Below are 1,044 nucleotides of genomic sequence, written 5' to 3'. Positions count from 1 at the left end.
CTTCAGCTTTTTATTCTCAAACAACATAAAATCACTCAGCTTATTTTCCGGGTATTTTTCTGTAAGATATTTTAGCAAGACCGATTTAGTTTCCACATTGGGAATCCCATAATCTTTCAACTGCTCAAAGACTCTTTTATCCATTGCTGCAGATGTGAATTCAAACAATTCACCCATCTTCATGATCTCACTACCTTTATGAACTCTTGCGGTCTTGTGATCGATCAACGTGTAGCCGAAAGGCATTTGATCATCATTATGATGAAATACGATGTCGATGCCAAAAACGCCTCTCAGTTTTTTCTGAAGCTCGCTTTCAAATTTGATTTCCGGTTTCCAATTGTCTTTGTGCTTGTCTTCTGGGAGGATAGCCTCCTGTTTCCGATAATCCTCCACTCTAAAGACTTTGTTGGAGTACAGCTGCCTATATTTTGAAAAAATGGCTCTGATCTGCCTGATCCGTTTCTCACTGTCTTGATTGCTATAAACAATCTGATCTGCTGAGATTCTTCGCTGTACAATGCCGTTTTTTGAAATGGTAAGTGATTTTCCATCATTTGTGTTTTCGGTAAGTTGGTAACCATTTCTGTTGAGTAAAGTTTTCAGCTGCTGAAAAGAGCCAATTTTGTATTTTAAAAGTTGATTTAATTTTTCTTCCTCATTGATTCCGTAACGGTTTTCCATAACCTGGGTCAAAGCTTTTTGTGCCTTTAGCTTTTCGTAACTGTCATCGATCTTTTTCCCGGTTTGTTTATCCACTCTTGTGGAAACTAAATGGATATGATTATTCTCGGTATCCTTGTGGAAAACGGCGATGTAAGGCTGTTGTCCGTATCCCATTTGAGTCATAAAATCTGCGCTGATCCTTGTAAGGTCTTCCTTGCTGTGCTCCTGGAATTTGGTGGAGATCACCGCATGGAATTGTGGCTTTTGTACCTTATTGCTTTTGGATATCGCTTTCAGATAATCTCTGACCTGCTGCTTATTGCTATTTTCAGTAATGAATGACGGAAAATTCTTCATCAGCGTCAATTCTCCCTTTCC

At 38.9% G+C, this 1,044-nt stretch carries 1 protein-coding gene; it reads right to left on the bottom strand.

All coding sequences use genetic code 11. The features are described from left to right. A partial coding sequence (locus tag BUA97_RS16900) for a relaxase/mobilization nuclease domain-containing protein (RefSeq protein ID WP_073000702.1) occupies positions 1 to 1,044 on the bottom strand: 1,044 nt, incomplete at both ends.

This window comes from Epilithonimonas mollis, assembly GCF_900142325.1.
Classification (GTDB): Bacteria; Bacteroidota; Bacteroidia; order Flavobacteriales; family Weeksellaceae; genus Epilithonimonas; species Epilithonimonas mollis.
Note: the sequence above shows the minus strand (reverse complement) of the source record. Positions and strands in the feature narration are given on the sequence as shown.